At 69.3% G+C, this 25,401-nt stretch carries 22 protein-coding genes and 1 pseudogene; 15 read left to right on the plus strand and 8 right to left on the minus strand.

Features of this window, described 5'->3' with window-relative positions:
- Positions 1–35: 35 nt before the first annotated feature.
- From rpoZ to ABZ928_RS25790, 4 genes are all read left to right on the plus strand, one after another.
- On the plus strand, positions 36–308 hold the full coding sequence (gene rpoZ, locus ABZ928_RS25775; protein WP_003982715.1) for a DNA-directed RNA polymerase subunit omega: 273 nt from the start codon (positions 36–38) through the stop codon (positions 306–308).
- A 103-nt stretch (positions 309–411) separates the two neighbouring features.
- Positions 412–1,614, plus strand: a complete 1,203-nt coding sequence (coaBC, locus tag ABZ928_RS25780; RefSeq protein WP_361523434.1) for a bifunctional phosphopantothenoylcysteine decarboxylase/phosphopantothenate--cysteine ligase CoaBC — start codon at positions 412–414, stop codon at positions 1,612–1,614.
- Between the two features lie 240 nt (positions 1,615–1,854).
- On the plus strand, positions 1,855–3,063 hold the full coding sequence (metK, locus tag ABZ928_RS25785) for a methionine adenosyltransferase (protein ID WP_361523342.1): 1,209 nt from the start codon (positions 1,855–1,857) through the stop codon (positions 3,061–3,063).
- Between the two features lie 109 nt (positions 3,064–3,172).
- Positions 3,173–5,326: a primosomal protein N' gene (locus ABZ928_RS25790; protein ID WP_361523344.1), complete on the plus strand. Its 2,154-nt coding sequence runs from the start codon at positions 3,173–3,175 to the stop codon at positions 5,324–5,326.
- A gap of 221 nt (positions 5,327–5,547) precedes the next feature.
- Here ABZ928_RS25790 and ABZ928_RS25795 read toward each other — a convergent pair whose 3' ends face one another.
- On the minus strand, positions 5,548–6,090 hold the full coding sequence (locus tag ABZ928_RS25795; RefSeq protein ID WP_361523347.1) for a hypothetical protein: 543 nt from the start codon (positions 6,088–6,090) through the stop codon (positions 5,548–5,550).
- 276 nt (positions 6,091–6,366) lie between these two features.
- On the opposite strand from ABZ928_RS25795, the gene fmt reads away from it, so the two are divergent.
- Together fmt and ABZ928_RS25805 are read left to right on the plus strand one after the other, a co-directional pair.
- A complete protein-coding gene (fmt, locus tag ABZ928_RS25800; RefSeq protein WP_361523350.1) occupies positions 6,367–7,299 on the plus strand; it encodes a methionyl-tRNA formyltransferase in 933 nt (310 codons plus the stop codon).
- A 64-nt stretch (positions 7,300–7,363) separates the two neighbouring features.
- A complete protein-coding gene (locus ABZ928_RS25805) occupies positions 7,364–8,791 on the plus strand; it encodes a transcription antitermination factor NusB (protein ID WP_361523353.1) in 1,428 nt (475 codons plus the stop codon).
- Between the two features lie 82 nt (positions 8,792–8,873).
- Here ABZ928_RS25805 and ABZ928_RS25810 read toward each other — a convergent pair whose 3' ends face one another.
- Positions 8,874–11,015, minus strand: a complete 2,142-nt coding sequence (locus ABZ928_RS25810) for an MMPL family transporter (RefSeq protein WP_361523355.1) — start codon at positions 11,013–11,015, stop codon at positions 8,874–8,876.
- 161 nt (positions 11,016–11,176) lie between these two features.
- Here ABZ928_RS25810 and rpe point away from each other — a divergent pair, with 161 nt between their 5' ends.
- From rpe to ABZ928_RS25855, 9 genes are all read left to right on the plus strand, one after another.
- Positions 11,177–11,863, plus strand: coding sequence for a ribulose-phosphate 3-epimerase (rpe, locus tag ABZ928_RS25815; RefSeq protein WP_361523357.1), 687 nt, complete (start codon positions 11,177–11,179; stop codon positions 11,861–11,863).
- Positions 11,864–11,941: 78 nt separating this feature from the next.
- Positions 11,942–12,985, plus strand: a complete 1,044-nt coding sequence (locus ABZ928_RS25820; protein ID WP_361523360.1) for a sugar-binding domain-containing protein — start codon at positions 11,942–11,944, stop codon at positions 12,983–12,985.
- A 40-nt stretch (positions 12,986–13,025) separates the two neighbouring features.
- Complete coding sequence (locus tag ABZ928_RS25825) at positions 13,026–13,430, plus strand: ribonuclease domain-containing protein (protein ID WP_361523363.1); 405 nt, start codon at positions 13,026–13,028, stop codon at positions 13,428–13,430.
- Positions 13,427–13,744 (plus strand): barstar family protein, encoded by a 318-nt coding sequence (locus tag ABZ928_RS25830; protein WP_361523365.1) that lies wholly within the window; start codon positions 13,427–13,429, stop codon positions 13,742–13,744. The genes ABZ928_RS25825 and ABZ928_RS25830 overlap by 4 nt, the downstream gene beginning before the upstream one ends.
- Positions 13,745–13,766: 22 nt before the next feature.
- The gene (locus ABZ928_RS25835; RefSeq protein ID WP_361523368.1) at positions 13,767–15,299 is read left to right on the plus strand and encodes a long-chain fatty acid--CoA ligase; all 1,533 of its coding nucleotides are present in this window, start codon (positions 13,767–13,769) and stop codon (positions 15,297–15,299) included.
- Between the two features lie 230 nt (positions 15,300–15,529).
- Positions 15,530–17,074, plus strand: coding sequence for a recombinase family protein (locus tag ABZ928_RS25840; protein WP_361523371.1), 1,545 nt, complete (start codon positions 15,530–15,532; stop codon positions 17,072–17,074).
- Positions 17,074–17,895 (plus strand): SpdA protein, encoded by an 822-nt coding sequence (locus tag ABZ928_RS25845; RefSeq protein ID WP_361523374.1) that lies wholly within the window; start codon positions 17,074–17,076, stop codon positions 17,893–17,895. The genes ABZ928_RS25840 and ABZ928_RS25845 overlap by 1 nt, the downstream gene beginning before the upstream one ends.
- Positions 17,896–18,192: 297 nt before the next feature.
- On the plus strand, positions 18,193–18,873 hold the full coding sequence (locus ABZ928_RS25850) for a hypothetical protein (RefSeq protein ID WP_361523437.1): 681 nt from the start codon (positions 18,193–18,195) through the stop codon (positions 18,871–18,873).
- Between the two features lie 246 nt (positions 18,874–19,119).
- Complete coding sequence (locus ABZ928_RS25855; RefSeq protein WP_361523377.1) at positions 19,120–19,998, plus strand: ATP-binding protein; 879 nt, start codon at positions 19,120–19,122, stop codon at positions 19,996–19,998.
- A gap of 115 nt (positions 19,999–20,113) precedes the next feature.
- Here the strand turns inward: ABZ928_RS25855 and ABZ928_RS25860 are convergent, their stop codons facing one another.
- The 6 genes and pseudogenes from ABZ928_RS25860 to ABZ928_RS25885 all read right to left on the minus strand — a co-directional run.
- A complete protein-coding gene (locus ABZ928_RS25860) occupies positions 20,114–21,310 on the minus strand; it encodes a site-specific integrase (RefSeq protein WP_361523380.1) in 1,197 nt (398 codons plus the stop codon).
- Positions 21,311–22,169: 859 nt separating this feature from the next.
- Positions 22,170–23,039 carry a GNAT family N-acetyltransferase gene (locus ABZ928_RS25865; protein ID WP_361523383.1) on the minus strand — a complete coding sequence of 290 codons (870 nt, stop codon included), beginning with the start codon at positions 23,037–23,039 and terminating at the stop codon, positions 22,170–22,172.
- An 88-nt stretch (positions 23,040–23,127) separates the two neighbouring features.
- Entirely contained in the window at positions 23,128–23,295 is a 168-nt protein-coding gene (locus ABZ928_RS25870) for a hypothetical protein (protein ID WP_361523386.1), read from the minus strand.
- Positions 23,292–24,419, minus strand: coding sequence for a radical SAM protein (locus ABZ928_RS25875; RefSeq protein ID WP_361523389.1), 1,128 nt, complete (start codon positions 24,417–24,419; stop codon positions 23,292–23,294). Before ABZ928_RS25875 ends, ABZ928_RS25870 begins: the two co-directional genes overlap by 4 nt.
- Before the next feature lie 125 nt (positions 24,420–24,544).
- On the minus strand, positions 24,545–24,838 hold the full coding sequence (locus tag ABZ928_RS25880) for a hypothetical protein (RefSeq protein WP_361523391.1): 294 nt from the start codon (positions 24,836–24,838) through the stop codon (positions 24,545–24,547).
- Between the two features lie 381 nt (positions 24,839–25,219).
- Positions 25,220–25,401: pseudogene (locus ABZ928_RS25885) on the minus strand (hypothetical protein); the annotation flags it as partial.

Consider the following 25,401-nt stretch of genomic DNA (forward strand, 5'->3'; position numbering starts at 1 on the left):
AGACTGATTCTTTCCCACCCATCGGAAGGCAGAGCGTGTCCTCTTCCATCACCGCGCCCGAGGGCATCATCAACCCTCCGATCGACGAGCTCCTCGAGGCCACCGACTCGAAGTACAGCCTCGTGATCTACGCGGCCAAGCGTGCGCGCCAGATCAACGCGTACTACTCGCAGCTCGGCGAGGGTCTCCTCGAGTACGTCGGTCCGCTCGTCGACACCCACGTGCACGAGAAGCCGCTCTCGATCGCGCTCCGCGAGATCAACGCGGGTCTGCTGACGTCCGAGGCCGTCGAGGGCCCGGCGCAGTAAGTAGTATTTCCGGCTTTGAGCTGGCTTTTCCACAGGCCCGGCAGCGCGACTGTCGGGCCTGTGGTGTGTCATGGAGTCCGAGGTTCTAGGGATGGGAGACCTGGTGGACAAGCCGAGGGTCGTGCTGGGGGTCAGTGGTGGCATCGCCGCGTACAAGGCCTGTGAGCTGCTGCGGAGGCTGACGGAGTCGGGCCATGACGTGCGCGTCGTCCCCACCGCCTCCGCGCTGCACTTCGTGGGCGCGGCGACCTGGTCCGCCCTCTCCGGCAACCCCGTCTCCACCGAGGTGTGGGACGACGTCCACGAGGTGCCGCACGTCCGTATCGGGCAGCACGCCGACCTGGTGGTCGTCGCGCCGGCCACCGCCGACATGCTCGCCAAGGCGGCCCACGGGCTCGCGGACGACCTGCTCACCAACACGCTCCTGACCGCCCGCTGTCCGGTCGTCTTCGCGCCCGCCATGCACACCGAGATGTGGGAGCACCCGGCCACCCAGGAGAACGTGGCGACCCTGCGCCGCCGGGGCGCCGTCGTCATCGAACCGGCCGTCGGGCGGCTGACCGGCGTCGACACCGGCAAGGGCCGGCTGCCCGACCCGGCGGAGATCTTCGAGGTGTGCCGCCGCGTCCTCGCGCGGGGCGTGCGGGAGCCCGATCTCGTCGGCCGCCATGTCGTCGTCAGCGCCGGCGGCACGCGTGAGCCGCTCGACCCCGTCCGCTTCCTCGGCAACCGCTCCTCCGGCAAGCAGGGGTACGCCCTCGCCCGGACCGCCGCCGCGCGCGGGGCCCGGGTCACGCTCGTCGCCGCGAACACCGGGCTGGCGGATCCGGCGGGCGTGGACGTCGTCCCGGTCGGTACCGCCGTACAGCTGCGGGAAGCGGTGCTGAAGGCGGCGGAGGACGCCGACGCGGTCGTCATGGCCGCCGCGGTCGCGGACTTCCGACCGCAGACCTATGCGGCCGGGAAGATCAAGAAGAAGGACGGCCAGGAGCCGGAGCCCATCGTCCTGGTGCGGAATCCGGACATCCTGGCGGAGATCTCGGCCGACCGCGCCCGCCCCGGACAGGTGGTCGTCGGGTTCGCCGCCGAGACCGACGACGTGCTGGCCAACGGCCGTACGAAGCTCGCCCGCAAGGGCTGCGACCTCCTCGTCGTCAACGAGGTGGGGGAGCGCAAGACTTTCGGGGCGGAAGAGAACGAGGCGGTGGTACTGGGCGCCGACGGCACCGAGACGCCGGTCCCGCACGGCCCGAAGGAAGCATTGGCCGAAATTGTGTGGGACCTGGTGGCCCGGCGCATGAAGTGAATGTTTCATTCGCTTCACTGCGCTCTGACACCTCGGTAATAGAGGCGTGGCGGGCCTGGCCAAGCCCGCTCGGGATTGGGCAGAATGCCCGTGCCGCAGGTCACGGGACTCCCGACTGGCGAGACAGGTGAGTCCGTGGCCGAGCGCGACCGATAAACTGTTCTCGGACGATGCCGGGCGCAGCCCCCGAGCCCGTCCGCCCATGATCAGCCAGCAGCCGCTGCAACCCCAGGGAGCGTTGTGTCCCGTCGTCTGTTCACCTCGGAGTCCGTGACCGAGGGTCACCCTGACAAGATCGCTGACCAGATCAGCGACACCATTCTCGACGCGCTCCTGCGCGAGGACCCGACCTCCCGGGTCGCGGTCGAGACCCTGATCACGACCGGCCTGGTGCATGTGGCCGGAGAGGTCACCACCAAGGCGTACGCGCCGATCCCCCAGCTGGTGCGGGACAAGATCCTCGAGATCGGCTACGACTCCTCGAAGAAGGGCTTCGACGGCGCCTCCTGCGGCGTCTCGGTGTCCATCGGCGCGCAGTCGCCGGACATCGCCCAGGGTGTCGACACGGCGTACGAGTCCCGGGTCGAGGGCGACGAGGACGAGCTGGACAAGCAGGGCGCCGGCGACCAGGGCCTGATGTTCGGCTACGCGTCGGACGAGACGCCCACGCTGATGCCGCTCCCGATCTTCCTGGCGCACCGTCTGGCGAACCGTCTGTCCGAGGTCCGCAAGAACGGCACGATCCCCTACCTGCGGCCCGACGGCAAGACGCAGGTCACCATCGAGTACGACGGCGACAAGGCCGTCCGCCTCGACACGGTCGTGGTCTCCTCGCAGCACGCGTCGGACATCGACCTGGAGTCGCTGCTCGCCCCCGACATCCGCGAGTTCGTGGTCGAGCCGGAGCTGAAGGCGCTGCTGGACGAGGGCATCAAGCTGGAGACCGAGGGCTACCGCCTCCTCGTCAACCCGACCGGCCGCTTCGAGATCGGCGGCCCGATGGGCGATGCGGGCCTCACCGGCCGCAAGATCATCATCGACACGTACGGCGGCATGGCCCGCCACGGTGGCGGCGCGTTCTCCGGCAAGGACCCGTCCAAGGTCGACCGTTCCGCCGCGTACGCGATGCGCTGGGTCGCCAAGAACGTCGTCGCCGCGGGCCTCGCCTCCCGCTGCGAGGTGCAGGTCGCTTACGCGATCGGCAAGGCCGAGCCGGTCGGTCTCTTCGTCGAGACCTTCGGCACCGCCAAGGTCGACGCCGAGAAGATCGAGAAGGCCATCGACGAGGTCTTCGACCTCCGCCCGGCCGCGATCATCCGCGACCTGGACCTCCTCCGCCCGATCTACGCCCAGACCGCGGCGTACGGCCACTTCGGCCGCGAGCTGCCCGACTTCACGTGGGAGAAGACGGACCGCGTGGACGCGCTGCGCAAGGCGGCCGGGCTGTAGGGCTCGGTTCCACGGTTTCTCTGCGAGGCCCGGTGTCCCTTGGGGGGTGCCGGGCCTCGGCGCGTTCGGGCGGCGTCGGTTGTCAGTGGGGTTTGGTAAGAATGCAAGGGTGAGCAGCGAGGATGAGCGGGTTGGTGGTGGGGGCGAGGGGGCGGCGCCTGAGCAGCTTGCGTTTATTCGGGAGAGTGTGAAGAAGGCGAAGGTGCCGCGGGCGAAGCCGCGGACCTGGCGGGGGGCCGCGCTGGCCAAGGAGCTGCCGGTGGCGCGGGTGCTCGTGGACAAGGGTGTGCTGCACCTTGATCGCTACTTTGACTATGCCGTGCCTGAGGAGCTTGATGCCGAGGCGCAGCCCGGGGTGCGGGTTCGGGTGCGGTTCGGGGCCGGGCGGGGGCGGGTGCGGGACGGGCGGCGTGAGGGTGGGGGGCTGATCGACGGGTTTCTTGTCGAGCGGGTGGCCGAGTCGGACTACTCCGGGCCGCTCGCCGCGCTGGCTCAGGTCGTGTCGCCTGAGCCGGTGCTCGGGCCGGAGTTGCTGGGGCTCGCCCGGGCCGTGGCCGATCGGTACGCGGGGAGTCTCGCCGATGTGCTGCAACTGGCCGTGCCGCCGCGTAGCGCTCGGGCCGAGCAGCGGGCTTCCGCTGCCGCGCTGCCGGCTCCCGGGGCGCCTGAGGTGGGGTCCTGGGGGCGGTACGAGCGGGGGGCCGGGTTTCTTGAGGCGTTGGCGTCCGGTGGGGCGCCGCGTGCCGTGTGGAACGCGTTGCCCGGGCCCGAGTGGAGTGAGGAGCTGGCTCGTGCTGTCGCGGCCACCCTTGCGTCGGGGCGGGGGGCTCTTGTCGTCGTGCCTGACGGGCGGGCCGTAGCGCGTGTCGATGCCGCGCTGACCTCCTTGCTGGGGGAGGGGCGGCATGCCGTGCTCACCGCCGATGCCGGGCCCGAGAAGCGGTATCGGGAGTGGCTGGCCGTGCGGCGGGGCAGCGTGCGGGCGGTGGTGGGGACTCGGGCCGCCATGTTCGCGCCGGTGCGGGACCTTGGGCTCGTGGCTATTTGGGATGACGGGGACGACAGTCATAGCGAGCCGCATGCTCCGCAGCCTCATGCGCGTGAGGTGCTGCTGCTGCGGGCCGCTCTCGACAAGTGCGCGTTCCTGTTGGGGAGTTGGAGCTGCACCGTCGAGGCCGCGCAGCTGGTCGAGAGCGGGTGGGCTCGGCCGCTCGTCGCCGTGCGCGAGCAGGTGCGGGGGGCCGCGCCGCTCGTACGGACCGTGGGGGACGGGGATCTGGCCCGGGACGAGGCCGCTCGGGCCGCACGGTTGCCCACGCTTGCCTGGCAGGCCGTCAGGGAGGGGCTGAAGCAGGGGCCGGTGCTCGTGCAGGTTCCGCGGCGGGGGTATGTGCCGCGGATGGCCTGTGCCGACTGTCGGGCGCCTGCGCGGTGTCGGCACTGTTCGGGGCCGTTGGAGGCTCGGGAGGGTGTGGACTCCTTGGCGTGTGGTTGGTGCGGGCGGGAGGAAGGTGCCTGGCACTGTGCCGAGTGCGGGGGGTTCCGGCTGCGTGCCCAGGTGGTGGGGGCCCGGCGGACCGCGGAGGAGTTGGGGCGGGCGTTCCCGGCGGTGCCGGTGCGGACGTCCGGGCGGGAGCATGTGCTGGACACGGTGCCGGGGGCGCCCGCGCTCGTCGTGAGTACGCCGGGGGCCGAGCCGGTGGCCGAGGGCGGGTATGCGGCGGCTCTGCTGCTGGACGGGTGGGCGATGCTCGGGCGGCCCGATCTGCGGGCCGGGGAGGATGCGTTGCGGCGGTGGATCGCGGCCGCGGCGTTGGTGCGGCCGCAGGGGAGTGGGGGGACCGTGGTTGTCGTCGCTGAACCTACGTTGCGGCCTGTGCAGGCTCTTGTGCGGTGGGATCCCGTCGGGCATGCGGTGCGGGAGCTTTCCGAGCGGGCCGAGTTGGGGTTTCCGCCGGTGTCCCGGATGGCGGCCGTCTCGGGGGAGGCGGAGGCGGTCGCGGGGTTTCTGGGGACTGTGGAACTGCCGGGGGAGGCGGAGGTGTTGGGGCCGGTGCCCATGGCGGTCACGGGGGTCGGGGGGCCTCGGCGGGTGGGGGCGGCTCCGCCGGGGGAGCGGTGGGAGCGGGCCTTGATTCGGGTGCCGCCTGGGAAGGGGGCGGCGTTGGCCGCGGCGTTGAAGGGGGCGCAGGCGGCTCGGATGGCTCGGGGGGGCGGGGAGGCGGTGGTGCGGGTGCGGATCGATCCGCCTGATATTGGGTGACGTTGGGTTTGGTGGGTGCGGGTGCGTTGTGGGTATCCGGCCTTCGGCCGGATGTGGGTTCCCACCCGCACCGCCGTACCACTTTCGTTGTCGGGTGCGGGTGGCCCCTGTGGGGGCCCAGCGCCGTCGGCGGCCGTCCGTCCAGCCGTCCGAGGCAACTCCCGAGCGCTGACATGCGGCTGCCCTCCCGGGAGTTCCAGGAGGGCAGGGGAGCGGGTGTGTCAGCCGTTGCGGGGGCCCGGGAAGGCTGTGGGTCTTACGTCCTCGCGTAGGGACGGGCTGCCCGCCGTCGGCTGGGTCGGCATGGAGCGGGCCGCGGGGACCGTCGGCATGGTCGGCATGCCGGTGTTCACGTTGACCGTGCGGGTGGCCGACGTGTCCGTGGTGCGTTCGGCCTCGGCGGCCGCCTGGGTCGCGGCGCGGCGGGCGCCGTAACGGCGGTGGACCGCCTGCTTGGTGACGCCGAGCGCGGAGCCCACCGCGTCCCACGAGAAGCCGAGCGAGCGGTCGAAGTCGACCGCGGCCGTCACCAGCGTCTCCACGCTGTCCCGCAGCTCCTGCGCGAGGCGGACCGTGGGGGCGGGAGCGCGTCCGTAGACGACGAAGCCCGTGGAGGGGCCGGAGCGGCGCGGGCGGTAGACGTTCCCCAACTGGGCGGTGAGCGTGCGCAGTGCGTCCACCTGCCGGCGGACCCGCTCGATGTCCCGCACCAGCAAGTGCAGGCTGGCCCGAGCCTGGGCGTCGTGGGTTGCGTGGTCGGCCATGAACAAGCCTCTCGAACCGGCGTGAAAAGGATCGGGCCGCCAAAGCGGCCCGTTGTGGTCAACTCTTTCTTGACCAACGCGTGGGCGCTCCGCTGGTCACGCAGAGGGGGCGTAGCGGCATATGCGTGCGCCCCGGCAGGGGGGTTCGCGCCCAGGTTCCGGCGCGGTGCTCGTCCTGCCCCGCCCGGTCTCTCCTCGTCGGCCGTATCTCCGTCCGTGGTCATAGACTTGTGCGTTGCCCGCACCGACCCCCGCCCGAGAGGCCCGAACCCACCCATGAAGCTCGTCTTCGCCGGTACCCCCGAGGTCGCCGTTCCCGCTCTGGACGCTCTGATCGCCTCCGGGCGGCACGAGGTGGCCGCCGTCGTCACCCGGCCCGACGCGCCGGCCGGGCGGGGGCGCAGGCTCGTCGCGAGTCCGGTGGCCGAGCGGGCCGAGGAGGCGGGCATCGAGGTGCTGAAGCCGCTCAAGCCGCGGGACCCGGAGTTCCTGGAGCGGCTGCGGGAGATCGCGCCGGACTGCTGTCCCGTCGTCGCCTACGGGGCACTGCTTCCCCGGGTCGCCCTCGACGTGCCCGCCCACGGCTGGGTCAACCTGCACTTCTCGCTGCTGCCCGCCTGGCGCGGGGCCGCGCCCGTGCAGCACTCCATCATGGCGGGGGACGAGATCACCGGGGCCTCCACCTTCCTCATCGAGGAGGGCCTCGACTCCGGGCCCGTGTACGGGACGGTGACCGAGGAGATCCGGCCGACCGACACCAGCGGTGACCTGCTCACCCGGCTCGCCTTCGCCGGCTCCGGGCTGCTCGCGGCGACCATGGACGGCATCGAGGACGGCACCCTGAAGGCCGTACCGCAGCCTGCCGACGGCATCACCCTCGCCCCGAAGATCACCGTCGAGGACGCCCAGGTCGACTGGGCTACGCCCGCGCTGCGGGTCGACCGGGTCGTGCGCGGATGCACCCCCGCCCCCGGCGCCTGGACCGTCTTCCGCGGAGAGCGGCTCAAGCTCATCCAGGTCCAGCCGGTGCCCGACCGCACGGACCTCGCCCCCGGGCAGCTGGCCGTCGGCAAGAACAACGTCCACGTCGGCACCGGCTCCTACGGCGTCGAGCTGCTGTGGGTGCAGGCCCAGGGGAAGAAGCCGATGAAGGCCGCCGACTGGGCGCGCGGGGTGCGGATCGGCGACGGCGAGACCCTCGGCGGGTAACGCGCGTACAGGTGGGACGTACGCTTGAGGCGTATCCCATCGACACATCCGGAGCACCTTTTTCGTGAGCGAGCAGTCCCGTGGGCCCCGCCCGTCCGGCAAGCCCTACCGTCGGCCCAAGAAGGACCCCGTCCGCGTCCTCGCCTTCGAGGCCCTGCGGGCCGTGGACGAGCGGGACGCGTACGCCAACCTCGTGCTGCCGCCGCTGCTGCGCAAGGCGCGGGAGAAGGAGGGACCCGACAAGTTCGACGGGCGGGACGCCGCGCTGGCCACCGAGCTCGTGTACGGGACGCTGCGGCGGCAGGGGACGTACGACGCGGTCATCGCCGCGTGCATCGACCGGCCGCTGCGGGAGGTCGACCCGCCCGTACTCGATGTGCTGAGCCTCGGGGTGCATCAGCTGCTCGGGACGCGGATCCCCACGCATGCCGCCGTGTCCGCGTCCGTCGAGCTGGCGCGGGTGGTGCTCGGTGACGGGCGGGCCAAGTTCGTGAACGCCGTGCTGCGGAAGGTCGCGCAGGACGATCTGGACGGGTGGATCGCTCGTGTCGCGCCGCCGTACGACGACGACCCCGAGGACCATCTCGCCGTCGTGCACTCCCACCCCCGCTGGGTCGTCTCCGCGCTCTGGGACTCGCTCGGCGGGCCCCGGGCCGGGATCGAGGAGCTGCTGGCCGCCGACAACGAGCGGCCCGAGGTGACCCTCGTCGCGCGGCCCGGGCGGGCCACGACCGAGGAGCTGCTGCGGGAGGAGGCCGCCGTCGCCGGGCGCTGGTCGCCGTATGCCGTGCGGCTGGCCGAGGGCGGAGAGCCGGGGGCCATCGAGGCCGTACGGGACGGGCGTGCGGGGGTGCAGGACGAAGGCAGTCAGCTGGTCGCTCTCGCGCTGGCCGACGCGCCGCTTGAGGGGCGTGACGAGCGGTGGCTCGACGGGTGTGCGGGGCCCGGTGGGAAGGCTGCGCTGCTCGCCGCGCTGGCTGCTGAGCGGGGGGCTGTCCTGCTCGCCTCCGAGAAGCAGCCTCATCGGGCCGGCCTGGTCGCCAAGGCGCTCGACGGTAATCCGGGGCCTTATCAGGTCATCGCCGCGGACGGGACCAAGCCGCCGTGGCGGAGCGGGAGTTTCGACCGGGTGCTGATGGATGTGCCGTGTACCGGACTGGGGGCGCTTCGGCGGCGGCCTGAGGCGCGGTGGCGGCGGCGGGTGGAGGACCTTGAGGGGTTCGGGCCGTTGCAGCGGAGCCTTTTGAAGACCGCGTTGGACTCCGTGCGGGTGGGCGGGGTTGTGGGGTATGCGACCTGTTCGCCGCATCTTGCTGAGACCCGGGCGGTTGTCGAGGACGTGCTCAAGCAGTGGCCCGACGCTGAGTTGATCGATGCGCGGGCTCTGCTGCCGGGGGTGCCTGGGCTGGGGGAAGGGCCTGATGTGCAGTTGTGGCCGCATGTGCATGGGACGGATGCGATGTATCTGGCGTTGATTCGTCGGACGGGGTGAGGGTTCGCCGTCGCGCCGTAGGGGTGCGGATCGTCGTGCGTGTGCGGGTCCGTCGTGGCTTGTCGCGCAGTTCCCCGCGCCCCTAAGGGCGTTGCCCAACCGCTGATTTCTCAGGGACCTCAGTCCTTGTACCGTCCTCTTGCGCCAGTTTGTTGGGCCACCACACCTTCGGGCCCACGTCCAGGAACAGGGATGTCACCAGGATCGAGCGGACGATGAAGGTGTCCAGGAGGACGCCCAGGGCCACCGTGAAGCCGATTTCGGCGAAGGCCACCATGGGGAGGGTGCCGAGGGCGGCGAAGGTGCCCGCAAGGACCAGGCCCGCTGAGGTGATGACCGCGCCTGTTGCCGCCAGGCCCGTGACCACGCCCGGGCGGGTGCCCTGGCGGGTGGCCTCCTCGCGGATGCGGGTGGTCAGGAAGATGTTGTAGTCGATGCCCAGGGCCACCAGGAAGACGAAGACGAAGAGGGGGAAGTCCGTTGTCTCCCCTGCGTAGTCGAACAGGTAGCGGAACGCCAGCGCGCTGATGCCCAGGGCCGCCGCGAAGGACAGGATCACCGTTCCGATCAGGAGCAGGGGGGCGATCAGGGCGCGGAGCAGGGCGCACAGGATCAGCAGGACCACCGCCAGGACCAGCGGGATGATCAGGATGTTGTCGTGCGTGGTCGCCTTGTCCATGTCCAGCAGGGCGGCCGTGCCGCCGCCGATCCGGGCGTCGGCGTCCGGTATGGCGTGGACGGCGTCCCGGACCCGTTCGACGGTCTGCTTCGCGGCCTCGCTGTCGGCCGGGTCGGTCATCGTGGCCTCGAAGAGGACCTTGCCTTCGTACGACTGTTTGGTGCCCGGTGGGAGGCCCAGTGAGGTGGGGACGACCCCGCGCGTGGCGGCCACTGTCTCGCCCACCTGCTGTGCCTGGGCCTGGTTGCTGATGATGACCAAGGGGTCGCCGGCGCCCGCCGGGAAGTAGCGCGCCGAGACCTCCTGGCCGACGATCGAGTCCGGCTTGCCGGTGAAAGCGTCCGCGTTGCTGATGCCCTCGGCGCGGAGCTGGATGAGGCCGAGGGAGCAGATCGCGAGGATGAGGGCGGTGGCGCCCCAGACCATGCGGGGGCGGCGGGCGATACGGCGGCCCATGCGGGCCCAGACGCCCGTCTCGATGCGGTCGGGGTCGCCGAAGTGCGGGATCACCGGCCAGAAGATCCAGCGGCCGAAGATCACCAGCAGGGCGGGGAACAGGGTCGTCATCGCCAGGAGGGCCACCGCCACGCCGATCGCCGCTACCGGGCCAAGACCGCGGGTCGAGTTCATCTCCGCGGCCAGCAGGACGAGCATGCTCAGGACGACCGTGGCGCCCGAGGCGATCACCGCCGGGCCCGCGCGGTGCAGGGCGAGGGCCATCGCCTCATGGCGGTCCTCGTGGTGGTGCAGTTCCTCTCGGTAGCGGGCCACCAGCAGCAGGGCGTAGTCCGTTCCCGCGCCGAACACCAGGACCGTGAGGATGCCCGCGCTCTGGCCGTTGACCGTCAGGCCCGCGTGTTCCGCCAGCAGGTAGATCAGGGCCTGGGCGGTGAACAGGGCGGCGACCACCGACAGGAGGGGGACCAGGAGGAGGGAGGGGCTGCGATAGGTGATCAGGAGCATCACGATCACCACGCCCATCGCCGAGAGCAGGAGTGTCGAGTCGATGCCCTCGAAGGCCTTGGAGAAGTCCGCCGACGTGCCGCCCGGGCCGGTGATGTGCACGGCGAGTCCGTTGCCGCCCTCGCCGACGTCGTCACGGATGGCGTCGACCGCGGGGGCGATCTCCTCCCAGCCCTTCTCGTCCATGGTGATCGGCACGAAGATCTGGGCCGCGCGGGGGTCCGTCTTGCGGTCGTAGACGGGGCCTGTCGTCTCGGCGCCCCGGATGCCGTGCTCGCGCAGCGCCTTCAGCTGCTGAGCGTCCTCGTCGATCCGCGCCCGGTCCTGGGCGGTCAAGCCCCCATCACGGGCGTAGACGACGACCGCGGGGATCTGCTCCGGCCTGAAGTCCTTGGAGATCTCCAGGACCTGAGTGGACTCCGCCGAGCCCGGAAGCCACGAGGCGGCGTCGTTGTCCTGCGCGTCGGTGAGCTTCTGGGCCAGGGGCGCCAGCAGGACCAGTCCCACGAGCCAGAGGGCCACTACGACCCACTTCGCTCGCCGCCCGCAGACGAGGTGCCCGATCCCACGCTTGCCGTTCATACCCACCCCCGCAACCACGCCCCGTAAGGGGCGCGGGACCGTGACACCTGCGGCTCCGCCGCGCGGGCGTCACCAGCCATATACGGCCCGCACCGGACAAATGACCGTACCCACCCGGCACCCATGCGGCCAACCCCCGGAGGGCATGGCAGGCTTGGGGCATGGCCGCGCAGATCAACCCCAGCATCCTGTCCGCAGACTTCGCCCGCCTCGCGGACGAGGCGAAGGCGGTGGAGGGAGCCGACTGGCTCCACGTCGACGTGATGGACAACCATTTCGTCCCGAACCTCACGCTCGGCGTGCCGGTCGTAGAGTCGCTGGCCCGTGCGACGGACACCCCGCTGGACTGCCATCTGATGATCGAGGCCCCCGATCGGTGGGCGCCCCAGTACGTAGAGGCGGGGGCCGGTTCCGTCACCTTCCACGTCGAGGCGGCCGCCGCCCCGGTCCGGCTCGCCCGGGAGATCCGGGCCAAGGGCGCCCGAGCCTCCATGGCGCTGAAGCCCGCGACGCCGATCGAGCCGTACGAGGATCTGCTCCCCGAGCTCGACATGCTGCTGATCATGACCGTGGAGCCGGGCTTCGGCGGGCAGGCGTTCCTCGACATCATGCTCCCGAAGATTCGCCGCACCCGCGAGTTGATCAGCAAGCACGGACTTGAGCTGTGGCTCCAGGTCGACGGCGGAGTCTCGGCGTCCACCATCGAGCAGTGCGCGGACGCGGGCGCCGATGTCTTCGTCGCCGGCTCGGCCGTGTACAACGCGTCGGACCCGGCCGAGGCGGTACGTGCACTGCGCAACCGAGCCGAGGAGGCGACCGCCAAGGCGAGCTGGGCATGCGGCCACTGAGCCACAGGAACGTGAACGGCTCCCATCAGGGCTGATCAAGTCCGCCGGATCTGCAAGGATGAACGGCGAATCCAGAGTGTGAACAGCAGTGAGGAGATGGCCGTGTCGGGTATGTCGGCGGGCCGGTCAGCCATGCGGATGGGACCCGCTGAGCTGGTGCAGGCGGCGGCGATGGCCCGCCGCTTCTATCTCGAGGGCAAGTCGAAGATCCAGATCGCCGAGGAGTTCGGCGTGAGCCGCTTCAAGGTGGCCCGGGTTCTGGAGACGGCTCTCGAACGGGATCTCGTACGGATCGAGATCCGGGTGCCGGCCGAGCTGGACGCCGAGCGCTCGGACGCGCTGCGCGCCCGGTACGGCCTCAGGCACGCCGTCGTGGTGGAGTCGCCGGCCGAGGCGGAGGACTCGCCCGACCCCGAGAACCTCGGGGAGACGGCCGCCGACCTGCTCGGCGAGCTCGTCAACGAGGGCGATGTGCTGGGTCTGGCCTGGGGCCGGTCCACCATCCACATGGCGGCCGCCCTCGACCGGCTGCCGCCGTGCACGGTCGTGCAGCTGACCGGCGTGTACGACGCCGGGACCGCCGAGCGCGGCTCGGTGGAGGCGGTACGGCGGGCCGCGCAGGTCTCGGGCGGGGATGCCCACCCCATCTACGCGCCGATGCTGCTGCCGGACGCGGCCACCGCGGCGGCGCTGCGCAACCAGACCGGGATCGCGCGGGCCTTCGAGTACTTCGACAAGGTCACGGTCGCCTGTGTCTCCATCGGCTCCTGGGGACCGGGTGTCTCCACGGTGTACGACATGCTCAGCGAGGAGGAGCGGGCGCACTACTCGACGCTCGGTGTCGCCGCCGAGACCTCGGCGCACCTCTTCGACGCCGAGGGGCGCCGGGTGGGCCGGGACCTGGGCGAGCGGTGCATCACCGTCAAGGCCGACCAGCTCCGCCGTATCCCCGAGGTCGTCGCGATCGCGGGCGGCGCGCGCAAGGCGATGGCGATCGACGCGGTGCTGCGCTCCGGGCTGGTCACCAGCCTGGTGACGGACACCTCCGCGGCCGATGTGCTGATGGCCGCCGGTCCGACGCCGAAGCCCGCGCTGAACAGGGCCGACCCGGACGGACCCTGACCGAAGGTCGTGAGAGGGCGGCCGTGGCAGCGTGGAGGGCATGCTGCTGCGGTTCGTCCCCCGCGTACTCGCGGGCGCCCTCGTCTGTCTCGTCGTCCTGCTGACGGGCTGCTCCTCCACCGACGCCGACGCGCGAGCCGGTGCCTCCACGCCCGCGTGGGCCGGCGACATGGCCACCGTCCAGGAGGACCGGCTCCCCGCCGAGGCCCGGGAGACCCTCGCCCTCATCGACGAGGGCGGCCCCTACCCGTATGCCAAGGACGGCGCCGTCTTCGGGAACTTCGAGGGACTGCTGCCGCAGCAAAAGCGTGGCTACTACCACGAATACACCGTCCCCACGCCGGGCTCGCGCGACCGCGGGGCCCGGCGCATTGTCACGGGGCAGGGCGGCGAGATCTACTACACCGGTGATCACTACAACTCCTTCAGGGCGGTGCTGAGATGACACAGCTCGTGGTCGACCTCGACCTCGACGGCGTCACCGACAAGGCGGGCCTGATGGACCGCTGCGCCGACGCGCTTCGGCTGCCCGACTGGTTCGGACGCAACTGGGACGCCCTCACCGACTCCCTCTCCGACCACACCGTCTGGCCCGAGGGCGCCGTGGAGACGGGACTGCTGGTCGTCGTACGGAACTGGCGGCCGTACGCGAAGGGGCGGCCAGGGGAGTGGGAGACCGCCGTGGAGGTGTTCGGGGAGGCGGTGGACCGGACGCCGGCGCTGTCCGTGGTGCTCGCCCTCGGTGGGTCCGCCCGCTGAACGTAGGTAAAGGAAACGAGCTGTGACCACTTACAACCTCGCCCAGCTGCTGGAGCGTTCGGCCGCCCGGTATCCCGAGCGGACCGCGGTCGTGCTGGGCGACACCCGCCTCACCTACGCGCAGGTGGACGCGGCGGCCAACCAGGTGGCGAACCTGCTGGTGTCGCGGGGGATCGGGCCGGGCGACAAGGTCGCGCTGTCGATGCCGAACCTGCCCTACTTCACGATCGTCTACTTCGGCATCCTCAAGGCGGGCGCGGCCGTGGTGCCGCTGAACGTGCTGCTGAAGGGGCGGGAGGTGGCGTATCACCTCCAGGACTCCGGCGCGAAGGTCTACTTCGCCTTCGAGGGGACGGCCGAGCTGCCGATCGGTGACGCGGCGCGCGCGGGCGCGGAACAGGCGGGCGGGCCGGAGCTGTTCGTCGTCGACCCGGCGGCGGGGTTGCCCTGGGCGGGACAGGCGGCGGAGTTCGAGACCGTGGGCACGGACGAGGACGACACCGCGGTCATCCTCTACACGTCCGGGACCACGGGACAGCCCAAGGGGGCCGAGCTGCGGCACCGGAACATGCGCGACAACGCGCTGGCCGGGGAGACGCTGTTCGACGCGTCGGAGGACCGTCCGGACACCTATCTGTGTGTGCTGCCGCTGTTCCACTCCTTCGGGCAGAGCGTCGTGCAGAACGGCGCCTTCGCGTTCGGTGGCACGCTCGTGCTGCTGCCGCGCTTCGACGCCGCCGCCACGCTTCGGCTGATGCTGAAGGAGCGGGTGACGTTCTTCGCGGGGGTCCCGACGATGTACTGGGGCCTGCTCGGCGCCCTCGACGACTCCGTCGACGTCGGCGCCCTCGCCGCGCATCTCCGGGTCGCCGCCTCGGGCGGTTCGGCGCTGCCCCGCGAGGTGCATCGCGCCTTCCGGGAGCGGTTCGGGGTGACGATCCTGGAGGGCTACGGGCTGTCGGAGACCTCGCCGGTCGCCTCCTTCTCGGTGTTCGGGCAGGAGCCGCGCGTCGGCTCGATCGGGGTGCCGATCCCGGGCGTCGAGATGAAGCTGATCGACGCCGACTGGTCCGGGACGAAGGGCGACGCCGAAGCCGTCGGGGAGATCGCGATCCGGGGCCACAACGTCATGAAGGGGTACCACGACCGGCCCGAGGCCACGGCCGAGGTGCTCCGGGACGGCTGGTTCCGCACCGGTGACCTGGCCCGCAAGGACGCCGACGGGTACTACTACATCGTCGACCGCTCGAAGGACATGATCATTCGCGGTGGGTTCAACGTCTACCCGCGCGAGATCGAGGAGCTCCTCATGGAGCATCCGGCGGTGTCCCTCGTGGCCGTCATCGGCGTCCCGCACCCGTCGCACGGCGAGGAGATCAAGGCCGTCGTCGTCAAGGAGGCCGGTGACCCGACCGGCGAGGACGAGCTGATCGCCTGGGCCAGGGAACGGCTGGCGGCGTACAAGTACCCGCGCATCGTCGAGTTCGCCGAGGCGCTGCCGCTGACCGCCACCGGGAAGATCCTCAAGCGGGAGATCGGACGGGCCCGGGCATGATTCGTAGGATCGTCCAGGCGGGCCTCTGACCTGCCTGGACGATCCGCCCGGGCATCGCATTCCGGTGGACATGGGACAATGAAGTACGTGCTCTTCCCCCTGGCTGACCTGTCCGGGGGCCACCTCTGATCGACTGGGATGTGCAGCACGTGCGTTTCCTCAACGACATCCAGCCCGCGTACGACCTGACGTAGGGGCCTGAAGGCCACTAGTTGGGGAAGGACGTACCGGTGGACAGGTACGGCATTTACGAACGGCTGTCACGGGTCACTGAGGCGAGCACGTCGATCGAGCGGCAGGACGAGACGTGCCGGGCGGAGGTCCGCAGGCGCGGCGGCAGGGTCGCCGGTGTCTGGACGGACGAAGGGGTCTCCGGGGCCAAACCGCCCCTGGAGCGTCCAGGGATGAAGGAACTCCTCGACCATTTGTCGGGCATGGATGCCGTGATGGTCTGGAAGATCGACCGGATCGCTCGGTCGTTTCTGGGGTTCGCGGAGATCGTCACGGCGTTGGATGCGCATGGCGTGGCGCTGATCTCCGCTACGGAGCCGGTGGACATGAGTGGACCGACCGGCCGTGCGATGGCGCAGATGATCGCAGTTTTCGCCGAGCTCGAACGCGAGATGATCAAAGCGCGAGTCGCGGACTCGATGCGCAGGGCGAGGGATGAGAACCGCTTTCACGGGGGCCGGGTCCCGTACGGGCTGACCGTTGCTGATCATCCCTCGGGCAAGGGGCGCGTCTTGGTGCGGGATCAGCACGGGATGGACGTGCTCCGCGAGATGGCTGCGTGGATCATCGTGGAGGAGCTCAACCCCACGCAGGTGGCCCGGCGCCTGAACGACCGAGGGGAGCTGACGAGCCGCCAGCGGGGCGCGGTCCTCAAGGGGGCCGAGCGGGCGCGAGAGGCTCGGTGGCGCGCCAAAGCGGTCGTCGAAGTCGTCGCCTCTCCCCTGATGCTGGGCTACCGTCCGCTGCCGGGCGGCGGTGTTCAGTGCAATGAAGAAGGCTTGCCGGTGGTCGTCTGGGACCCGGTCGTGACCCGGGACGAGTGGGACGCGATCGTCAGCATGCTGGAGTCCCAGCGGTCGGGGCCGCGACGCCGCGAACCCCGGGCGTCCCACTGGCTGTCGGGAGTGGTGCGCTGTTCTGTATGCGCGCGGACCATGAAGCAACACACGCCGACCACGGGAACGGCCAAGTTCGCCTGTGCCGGCGAGCGGTCGGAACGCACCGAGGGAAAGCACACGCTGTACGTCCGCCGCGACGGGTTGGCCGACTGGGTCCGGGAGGTCTTTCCGCAGGAGTTCGGACACCTCCATGAAGTCGACCGGCGCTGGGTCTCCGGCAACGATGCGCAGCGCGAGTTGAGCGATGCCCGCGCGGCCATCAAGAGGCTTCGGGATGACCGTGACGCTGGGCTCTTCGAGGACGACGAGGACGACTTCCGGGAGCGTATGGGGAGGCTTCTAGAGCGCCGGAAAGCGCTCGCAGGTGTTCCGGATGTTGCACCGCACTGGGAGCAGACTCCGACGGGCCGGACGTTGGCGGATGCGTGGGCTGAAAAGAGCGATGAGGAGCGTGGCGCGCTCCTTCGTGAGTACGGGCTCGCGGTCTGGGTCGAGCCTGCGGCCTCGCGTTCCCGCACCCTGCCGGTCGGCGATCGTTTGAGTATTGGACCCGCTGATCCTGAAGCTGAAACCGCGGCAATGGTGGCTCGAGATGAGGGGATTCCTCCGAGGCACGTGCCTGCGGCGAAGGACGGGGTGGTCTGATGGCTGCCAACGAGTCGACGTCTTCGGGTAGTTGTGCGACCGATTCCTTCGAGCGCAAGATCACCCTGCGTCTGGTGACGGCGATCATGGCTGCGGTGGTGGGGCTGACGTTCTTGTTCGGCTTCGGGAATGTGTGGACCTTGGCTCTGCGCTTGGGCGTGCCGCCGTGGGTGGCACCGCTGGTGGCTCCGGCGGTGGATCTGTCGGTGGTGGGGCTGTTGCTGGGCACCCGGTACCTCGCGCTCCGGGGAGCGAGCCGTGAGCAGCTGCGTCCCGCTCGCCGGCTTCTGGTGTTCTCCAGTCTCATGACCTTGGCTTTGAACGTGACTGACCCGCTGCTCGCTGGACAGTTGGGTAAGGCGGCCTTCGATGCGGTGGGGCCGTTGCTGCTGATCGGGTGGGCTGAGGTGGGCCCCGGCCTGCTGCAGGCCATCAGCAGTCTGCCGGATGGACCATCAGGCGCCTTGGAAGACCGAGGAAGCGATGATGAGTGCCGCCGTCCCGCGTTGGGTTCAACAGATGCTCGGCGCAGTCCATTCGACAGCGAGTCAGCAGCCACTTCGCCCAATGGTGAGCAGTGGAACTGGAGGCAGTCTCGCGAGTATGAATTGCTCGAACGTGCCCGACAGGAAGACGCTCGTCATTGGGAGGAGTTCCGGCGACCGATCTCTGCCGAGACTCTGCGGAAGCGTCTTCGGGTAGGAGCGGCGAGGGCCAGGATGCTGGTGGCCGTGGTGCGTTCCGGCTATGGCGAGCGAACGGCCGTCGAGGTCGGCGGTCGTGGTGCTCGCCATTCGGTCGCTGCCAACCTGTCCAGTTGAAGTGGCGGATGTCGCTTGGCCGCAAGTTGGAGCCCCGGGCGGGGCAGCGACAGCATCTGTACGGGCCCAGAGCCGCCGTGAGCTGGTGCTTTCCGGCACGGTGACGGTGCCGCGGGCTCGTCGGCGCCCTTGTAGGGGTGGTTCCCGGTGACCGCCCCGAGCGAAACACCGCACGGTAAGTCTCCGGGTGTCCATGACGCTCCTCCGGGCGGCGCTGATACGGGCGTCGGCTTTGAGGGGTGGGTGCGGCGGGGTTGTGCGTTGGTGGTGGCGTCGGTGGCTGCGTACGCCTCGTATGTGCATCAGCGGGATTTCGCCCTGCAGGGCGGGGCCGATGCGGTGAGCGCGACACTGTGGCCGTTGTCCGTCGATGGGCTCTTGTTGCTGGCGACGGTCGGGCTGCTCAACACGAGTCGTGGGGTGGGGCGTCGGGCGCATCGCCGTCTCCCTCGCCGCGAACATTGCTGCAGCGCCTGTGGTGGCGTGGAAGCCGATGTTGGTGGCGGGCTGGCCACCGGTCGCTCTGCTGCTGGCCGTGGAACTGCTCGCACACCGTCTCGGCCGCCGAGGATCGGACGAGGGCGTTCGCGGTCGGTCGTCGCCATCTGGGCAAAGGGAACGAGCCCGTGGCTCGCAGCCGGACCGAGACGAAACCGGAGGTGCCGGGCGAGAGGAAGACTCCGGGGCCCGAGGCGAGACTGCGTCCGGCCGGCGACCGGTGAGGGGGAGGGGCCGGGAGTCGGCAGAGGATGGTGGGCGAGAGGAGCGGGCGCAGCCGCCGGGTGGCCGGTCTCGGTCGACTGGGGCGACGGCGGAGGAGGTGATGTGGGAGCACTTCCAGCGGCAGTTCCGCCGGACGGACGCCCAATGGTGCGGAGTTGGACCGGGTGGCAGGGACGAACAACTACGGTCGGGCGGTGCTGGCCCGCTGGCGTCGGGAGAGCCGGATCCCGCGCCCTGTGGATCGGGTGGACGTGAACGGCAGCCGCAGTGGCTCTTGAGGGCCGCCGTCGTGGCGAGATCCGTGAGGTGCGGTTGCTGCACCCTACGGCGTTGTCGTCGATCGGCGGCACAGCCCATGACGGCGAAGTTTGTGTTACTGCAGTTGTTCGCCTGCGGGTCCTTGGGGCAGCTCGCGGACGGCGGGCCTGTCGGCCGCATCGTGCTACTCCCTGCTGATGAGTCATGGACAATCTGTCCTGTCTTGTTGAAGGATGCCCTGTCATGGCGGATCACGTGCTTCTCGAAGCGGGCGACGACCTGGTGCGGCAGCTCTCCCACGAGCGTGAGACCGTCAAAGCGGTACTTGAGCTCGTGTGGAACGCCCTGGATGCTGACGCGACCAAGGTCGACGTGTCCATCGAACGGTCCGTCATGGGGGCAGTGGAGAAGGTCGTTGTCAGCGACAACGGCGACGGCATTACCCCGGAGAAGGCCCGAACCGCGTTCAGGCAGGTCGGCAACTCCGACAAGCGGGAAGGCGGCACGACTCCACGGTTGGGGCGGCCTCTCCACGGGAAGGCCGGTCGCGGGCGATTGCGGGCCTTCGCTCTCGGCGACCACACGCTCTGGGCGAGCACTGCCCGCGCAGCCGACGGCAGGCTGATGCGCACGACGATCGAGTCCGAGGTCCGCCGCCGTACGACGTGGCGCATCGACTCGCGGCCAGAAGCCGAAACGGCCGGTGCCGGCACGTCGGTCGAGTCGTGGGGGAAGCAGTCCCGTCATCTCGATCGGCTGCTGGAGCCCAAGGCCGCGACCCAGATCACGGCGGCCCTTGCGCCCTATCTCCTCACCTGGACCGACGTCCGCGTCACCTACGACGGCCAGCTCATCGACCCGCTCACCCAGATCGAGGACGAGGAACAGTCCGAGGAACTGAGCTTCGAGCACGACGGGGAGTCTCATCTCTTCCGAGTCCGTCTGATCCACTGGCGCACCGGCTCGGAACGCACCATCGCGCTCTGCGACGCCGCGAGCGCCCCCGTCGAAACCATCGACGCGTCTGCCGAGCACTCCGATTTCGCCTATACCGCCTACGTGGTCTGGGAGCCCATGCCCCGGCACCGCAACGAGGTTCCCATGACGACGATGTGCACCTAGCTCGACCCCGCAGTCCTGGTCATCCCGCTGACCTGCCAAAACACCGCTGTCCCTCTTCTCTCTCAGTCTGCCAGGCAACAACGAGGCAACAGCTCGGGGTTGCCCGGGCACGAGCTTATGCGGCAACAGCGTCCATGACTTCATCCGCGTACCCAATGGTGGACTCGCCACCGTCGAAAGCGCGGTCGATCACGTTGCGCGTCCGCTGCTCGGACTCGGGGTAGAGGTGTCCGTACACATCCATCGTGATCTTGATCGAACTGTGCCCCATGCGCTTCTGGATCACCTTGGGCGACTCGCCTCCGTCAATGAGAAGCGAGGCGTAGGTGTGACGCAGCTGCTTGGGCTCGGTTCCTTCTGGGAGACCGGAGAGAGCGATGGTGGGCACCCAGACGCGCGAGAACGAGCCGCGGTTGTAGGCCCTGCCGTCTTCTCGGGCGAAGACGAGGCCGTGGGAGTTCAGGACTGTCCTCTTGTGCTCGCGCAATGCCTGCACGACGGTACGGGGCAGTGGGATGGTGCGGTAGCTGGCTTTGGATTTGTGGGTCCCGAACCGGGGTGCGCCCGTGGCGCGGTTGGAGCCGACGAGTTGTTGGTCGACCTTCACGGTCGCCGTGTCGAAGTCGAGGCGATCCCAGGTGAGCCCCAGCATCTCGGAGGTCCGCAGACCGCTGCCGGCGTTCACGATCGGCCAGGCGCGGAGGTGATCGGGCATCGCCTCGGAGAGCGCCTCGACCTCGTCGATCGTGAGCGGCTTGACTTCCTCGCTCTCCGCATCGGGCAGTTTGATCCGTACGCAAGGGGTGCTGCCGATCTTCCGGTCGAAGACCGCCTCGGTGAAGACGCTGGCTGTGGTGTCGTAGATCTGGCGGATGGTTCGGCCGGCGAGGTCGTCGCAGAGGCTGTTGACGAGCCGCTGCACAGTTGCGCGCTGGATCTTCGCAAGGGGCCAGTTTCCGATGGTTGGATAGACATGGAGTCTGAGTCGTGAGGAGTAGTTGTTGTATGTTCTAGGCTTCTTTGTTGCCTTGACAGTTTCCAGCCAGGCGTCTGCGTATGTGCGGAATGTTATTTTGCCCGCGTGGGGGTCTATGTAGGCTTGGGCGCTGAGCTGCTTTTCTATTTCTGCTTTGAATTCCAGAGCTGCCGCGTGATGTCCGGCCCTGCCCTTTTGGGGGATATTGGGCCTGTCTCCGGGTTGGAAGGTGCGGCTCTTCTGTTTGCCGTCGGGGTCACGCCACATCACTCTGTAGCTGAATGCACTCCTTCCGTCGATTTTTCGCCTCAGGGGGCGCTTTTCGATGGACGCCATATTTCCTCGCGGTTCAGTGGGGTGGATTTCTGATGGGGTGCAACGTGGCGTGTTCACGTCACGAAATCTATCTGTCGGTGCCTTGCGACTCGTGAGGGTGAGTGGGTGTGCGCTGGACGCTAGTCGTTTCGTGTTCCACATCTGGGTTTTGTGGTACACGTTCTCCTCTACAGGAATGCCTTGAGGAGGTTCGCTTTTAGTGGCTCAGTACCATGCGGATGAAGGCAGTGAATCGGAGGCTGCGGGGTTTCTGGGCTATTAAGTCCTGGGAGTTCGGATGGCAACGTCATTAGCCCCTACCTGGCCTTTGGTTCTTGCTGGGGTCAGTACGTTGACATGGCTCACCGATCAGCTTCCAGTCGTGTTCGGAGCCTGCGCGTCTGCTGTAGGCGAACTGTCGTGGTGTCCCGCGTACTGGTGCTGCAGTGAATCGCCTGTTGCAGCACTAATGGCTGACCGGAATTCTGAAGCCGAGTGCGGGTGCGAGTGTGCTCAGGAAAGGGAGATTGGGGGGCGGCCACCGCCGTTGTCGGCGATGACACGACGGCTGCCTGCGCGACGTGCTCGCGTTGGAGTGCTCCGTCACCGGAATGGAGGAGTACCCCGTGGCCGATCCGGCAGCGCAAGCCCTCCGTCGGCCCTTGAGCATGCCCTGTTGCCTCTCGTGTGCGCCGCCCTACGGGCTCCCCGCTGAGTCAGGCGCGGGCGTAGGCCACGGCTTCAGGGAGGGGCTCCCCCGTCCCTACCGGAACGGCGTCCGTGCCCGGGGAAGACCGCAGCCGCTGCCAGGAGGCCGCGGCCGTATTGGCGTCGTGGCAGTGTGCGCACGCGATTCGTACTCGCTCGGACCTTGGCGGATTCAAGCGTCCTGCCAGTAGGTGAAGCCGAGCGACGTCAGTCCTTCGGACCGGCAGAGGCGATCCGAAGGCCCTCCGACTTCGGTCTGCAGGAGTTGGTACGTGGCCCCGTTGAGCTGTCCCCAATACATTGCAGCGCGCCATAGCAAACGCCCGAGTCCCTGACCGCGGTGCTCCTGGAGGACGCCGAAGTACTGCGGCATCAGTTGAGGGGTACCGATCGCGTCGGGCCTGATCTCCATCGGACCGATGGCGCCGACCACCCTGCCGCCCCGTGCGGCGGTCAGGACGGGGCCGACCCGCCCTGCCTTCATCTGCCTGTAGAGGAAGGCGAAGCCGCCCGCGGCCATCACCTCGGCGAAGTCGGCGAAGGTACCTTGCACGCCCGCCGGCCAGTCGTCGAACGGAGCGACGGGGCCGACGACGGCCGGGCGGACCGCCCCTCTGAAGTCCTGGAGTTGGATGCGGGTGCCGCGGCCATCCGGGGCCTCGGGGCCGAGGACGCGCACCACCCGTGCCTTCCCCGCGCCGTACTCGGCCGCCAGCTTCCGAGCCAGTTCGGTGGCTGCAAACGTGCTGTCGGGCTCGACGCCGTAGAGGTGGACCTTGACCACTCCGGCGCCTCGCCGGGACACCGTGGGAATCAGGGTCTCACCGGGCCGGTGCGCGATGTTCCCGACGAGAACGGTCTCGTCCTTGCTGTCGGACCAGCGGATGTCCTTGTCATAGCGCAAGAACCACCGGTCGGTGGAGGCGGCGATCAAGGTGTCCGTGAACAGGTCCTCGGTGAGGACAGACGGGTGGACAGGTCCGATTGTCGGCACGTAGGGCGCCGACACCACTGGACGTAGCCAGTCCCAGCGGAAGCGCATGTGCTCAGGATACTCATCTCGTACTCAAGGGCTCAGGCCCTGACACGGATGCGCCAGGGCCTGAGCGCAGGTGACGGGATACTTCCGGTTAGTTCGGGTTGTCGTCGCCAGCCGCGCAGGAGCAGGCACTGCCCTCCATCAGGGCGTCCGCGTCGGGCTCGATGACGAGCGCCGCGGTGGCGACGAGTCTGGACGGGAGAGCCGGGCGGACGGCCGGCGGGCGGCTCGTGAGGATCCTGACGGGAACGGGACTCATGCGTGCACCATCTTCTTGGGGTCCGAGTGCTGGCAGTAGGTGTGCAGTGGTGCCTTCGCTTCCTGGTAGACCTTGGCGAGCGGTCGGCACACCCGGCAGGAACCGGAGAGCGAACAGCCCGAGCAGCCACCGGTGCGAAGCATCAGCCGATCGGAGATCGCTTCGAGTCGGCGAAGACCGTCGAGACCCTCGGCCATGAGGTCGATCTGGTCGTCCCGGCCGATCTTGCAGATCGAGACCCTGGCGTGCGGGTCGGCGTGGAAGAACGTCACACCGGCGTTGCAGCCCTGGAAGACCGGCCGTTCGCGCAGGTGCTCCGTGGACTGGACGAGCAGGGGCTCGCCCGTGCCCGAGAAGGTCGGCTGCATGTTGGTGTAGACATGGTGGTCCAGACCCCAGCTCTGGAGCAGAGACACCATGGCGTCGACCTCGTGGGCGTTGTCCTCCGTCACCACGACCGACACCCGCAAAGGTAGACCGGCGTTGCGCGCCGCAGCCATGCCCCTCTGGAAGTTCCTCCAGGCGCCCTTGCGCTGGGTGAGTTCGTCGAAGGAGCCCTCGGTGGCGCCGTACATGCTGACGACGACGCGGTATGGCGGGCAGTCCCGGAACAGGCGCAACACCTCGGGCTTCCACAGGCGCGAGGCGTTGGTGGAGACCGTGAGCATCATGCCCTGGCGGTAGGCGTATCGGTATGAGCCCTCGAAGTCGGGATCGACGGTCGGTTCGCCGCCCGTGATCTGGAGCCAGAGGACGCCGGAGTCGCGGAAGATGTCGATGAGCTTGACCTTCTCCTCCCAGCTCAGGCCGGCCAGGGGGCGTTCGCCGAGGTAGCAGTGCTTGCAGCCGAAGTTGCAGTAGAGGTTGATCTCCCAGCTCGCCCGGGCGAAGGCGAGTTCGGTCGGCTCGCGCACCAGGAGCGCCGCCCCGGCGGTCTGGCCGGCCAGGTCGAGACTCCAGGCTTCGGCCGCGGCGGTGGCCAGCCAGTCGGGCACGCGGTCGTCGGTCCGGGCGCGCTGTCGTACGTCCTCGTAGTGGTCGGCCGGCAAGCGTACGCAGGCGGCGCTCCCCGGCCGGACGGCCAGGTAGCCATCCAGGAACGGGCTGACGATCAGCTGGTGCATTCTGTACCTCTTTTCCCGGGTTGGACCCCGTCCCCGCTGCGACTTGTCCTTCTGAGGTGGGGGAAACCTCCAGTTCGAGCAGCAGGGACGGGGGATGAGGGCCCGCCCAGGGCGCGGCTGTCCTTCTACGCGACGTGGGCGGGCGGTCTGGGGAGCTGAGCTTCAGGGGGCCGTTGGGTAGAGGGAGGAGGTCCGGCGGGGAAGAAGGCGCTCTGGCGGCGGACGGCCCGTTCGCTCATCGTCCAGTGGAGCTGTTCGAGCCGGAACACACAGCGCTGGCAGGCGAAGAGTGAGAAGGTCACGTCGGCCACCGTGATGTCGCCGATCTCCGCGACAGGGACGCCGGTCTGCTCGCATCTGAAGCAGTTGCCGTGCTGCCAGTCGAAGCGGCTCCAGAGTTCCTCCGGCCTTAACCCCATAGCGCGTCCTCCGTCCGGTGGTGAGCCGGGGGTTGGTCGTCGATGAGGGGTAGAAAGGCGGTGGGCCGGGCGTGCCACACGAAGGAGAATGGTTCTGCCACGAGGGGCAACGTGAAGTCCGAGCCCTGCTCAAGCGCTGCGACGGCGTCACGCCAGCCCTGATAGTTGCGGTCGACGAGAGGGTCCACGGAGTCCGGCGCGACGGCCGAGGCGACGATGCGGATCTGAACGCGTGCCCAGCGGATGGCTGAGCCGGGGGTCGGACATCGGGCAGAGGCGATCCGCCGTCCATCCACGTGGCGCCACTCGCACCAGAACCCCCGCGACAGGACGCGCTCGGTATGCGTCAGCGCGGACGAGTTGTGAAGCAGCATGGGATGATCAGGGCGCATGCGGGCTCGGCTCCGTGTAGATCCACAGCAGGCGCCGGGTCAGGTTGGCCACGTCACGCATGTAGAAGAAGGCGTTGAAGGCCGCGGTCTGCTGCGTGGGGCGGTTCTTTATCTCCAGAAGTCGGTAGGCCTGTCTGAACAGGTCTCTGACAGCAGGGTCTTCGTCGGCGC

This window comes from Streptomyces sp. NPDC046909 (assembly GCF_040644695.1).
Lineage (GTDB): Bacteria > Actinomycetota > Actinomycetes > Streptomycetales > Streptomycetaceae > Streptomyces.

What these genes read in the sequence shown, in the direction of transcription:
- ABZ928_RS25795 (WP_361523347.1), bottom strand. Translation starts at nt 6,090, where the DNA reads ATGGCCGACCACGCAACCCACGACGCCCAGGCTCGGGCCAGCCTGCAC.
- fmt (WP_361523350.1), top strand. Translation starts at nt 6,367, where the DNA reads ATGAAGCTCGTCTTCGCCGGTACCCCCGAGGTCGCCGTTCCCGCTCTG.
- ABZ928_RS25810 (WP_361523355.1), bottom strand. Translation starts at nt 11,015, where the DNA reads ATGAACGGCAAGCGTGGGATCGGGCACCTCGTCTGCGGGCGGCGAGCG.
- rpe (WP_361523357.1), top strand. Translation starts at nt 11,177, where the DNA reads ATGGCCGCGCAGATCAACCCCAGCATCCTGTCCGCAGACTTCGCCCGC.
- ABZ928_RS25825 (WP_361523363.1), top strand. Translation starts at nt 13,026, where the DNA reads ATGCTGCTGCGGTTCGTCCCCCGCGTACTCGCGGGCGCCCTCGTCTGT.
- ABZ928_RS25830 (WP_361523365.1), top strand. Translation starts at nt 13,427, where the DNA reads ATGACACAGCTCGTGGTCGACCTCGACCTCGACGGCGTCACCGACAAG.
- ABZ928_RS25845 (WP_361523374.1), top strand. Translation starts at nt 17,074, where the DNA reads ATGGCTGCCAACGAGTCGACGTCTTCGGGTAGTTGTGCGACCGATTCC.
- ABZ928_RS25855 (WP_361523377.1), top strand. Translation starts at nt 19,120, where the DNA reads ATGGCGGATCACGTGCTTCTCGAAGCGGGCGACGACCTGGTGCGGCAG.
- ABZ928_RS25860 (WP_361523380.1), bottom strand. Translation starts at nt 21,310, where the DNA reads ATGGCGTCCATCGAAAAGCGCCCCCTGAGGCGAAAAATCGACGGAAGG.
- ABZ928_RS25865 (WP_361523383.1), bottom strand. Translation starts at nt 23,039, where the DNA reads ATGCGCTTCCGCTGGGACTGGCTACGTCCAGTGGTGTCGGCGCCCTAC.
- ABZ928_RS25870 (WP_361523386.1), bottom strand. Translation starts at nt 23,295, where the DNA reads ATGAGTCCCGTTCCCGTCAGGATCCTCACGAGCCGCCCGCCGGCCGTC.
- ABZ928_RS25875 (WP_361523389.1), bottom strand. Translation starts at nt 24,419, where the DNA reads ATGCACCAGCTGATCGTCAGCCCGTTCCTGGATGGCTACCTGGCCGTC.
- ABZ928_RS25880 (WP_361523391.1), bottom strand. Translation starts at nt 24,838, where the DNA reads ATGGGGTTAAGGCCGGAGGAACTCTGGAGCCGCTTCGACTGGCAGCAC.